This window comes from Micromonospora sp. DT48 (genome assembly GCF_049844495.1).
Classification (GTDB): domain Bacteria; phylum Actinomycetota; class Actinomycetes; order Mycobacteriales; family Micromonosporaceae; genus Micromonospora.
In genome coordinates, this window is record NZ_JBNCLE010000052.1 from 1 (window position 1) to 1,243 (window position 1,243).

At 69.2% G+C, this 1,243-nt stretch carries 1 protein-coding gene; it reads right to left on the reverse strand.

Going from position 1 to position 1,243, the window contains the following annotated elements:
• Positions 1–1,132, reverse strand: a 1,132-nt coding sequence (locus tag ACLQ2S_RS27115; RefSeq protein ID WP_425703810.1) for an IS1380 family transposase, incomplete at its 3' end; no start/stop codon positions are given.
• Between the last annotated feature and the right edge of the window lie 111 nt (positions 1,133–1,243).

Genomic DNA, 1,243 nt, shown 5'->3' on the forward strand with positions numbered 1-1,243 from the left:
GGCCGAAGCCGGTGTCCTTGCCGGTGCGGATGCGGTCCTCCACTCGGGCGTGGGCGCGGTGGCGGGCTTCCAGGTACTGGATCGAGGCGCCGCCGGCGGGAGTGTCGGTGGCCATCACCTGGTGGCGCATGCCTTCGATGGTGTCGAACAGCGTCAGTTGCGCGCCGGGGTGCGGGCGTTCGCGGCGCACGATGAACCGGGTGCCGTGGGGGTAGCCGGCCAGCAGGTCAGCGGGCAGCAGGCCGGTGATCTCGCAGATCTCGGCTCCGTCGCGTAGGTCACCATCGCTGTCGAGGGCGCCGATCCAGCCGGTGGCGGCGCGGATCGCCGCACGGATCGGCTCGGTGATCGCCACCCCGACGGAGAACCGCAGGGTGATCCCGTGTTCACGCAGGTTGCGGATGTGGGCCAGGAACCCCTGCGTGCAGCCGGCCGAATCTGAACGCACGAGGATCTCGGTGCCGTAGCGGTAGGCGTCGGGGATCTGTTCGAGGGCACGGTCGAGGACGGTGATGTGGTCAGCGGTGGTGTTCGACCCGGCCCGGCCCTCTCTCAGCAGCCCGGACAGCGCCTCACGGGTGCCGTCAAGGAAGCAAAACAGCGGGTGGTAGCCGAAGGTTTTCTTCCATGTGCGGGTCGCTGACTCCTTCTCGGAATGGCAAATCACGATCGAGGCGTCCACATCCAGCACGAGCCCCGGCACCGGCATCCCCGCCGCCGTCGAGGCGGGCAGGTGCCCGCGGGTCTCGACCATCTGCGCCCACGCCAACTCCCGCGCCCCGGCCCGTGCCTGCCGCAGCCGCGCCAACGCGGCGGCGTCCATCCCGGACAGCACCCGCCACGCGGTCGCGTCAGAGGCGACAGCACCGAACAAGCCGGCCTGGTCACGCAGGACGGCCAGGTCGGCGATCGCCTCACCACCGTCGGCGAGCATCACCGCCAGGTCCACCGCGACCCGGCCGGGGTCATGGCCTGCCTGCCGCCGCCTCAGCACAGCCAGGGCGTCGCTAAACCCGCTGGTCAACCTGCTGGCATCGGCGATATCGGCGAGCAGGCGCGTACCGGCGTGCCCGACCACCCCCCGCCCGTCACCGCTGACCACGATCTTCGGGCGCGTTCCGGTAACCTTCACCCTGCAAGTGCCTTCCGTGACGGGCGATCTGGACCTTAGACAAGTCAGATCTTCCCAGATCAGAAGGCACTTCCTCTTTCATGATCCACGATGCGGGCAGCCCTTACTGAA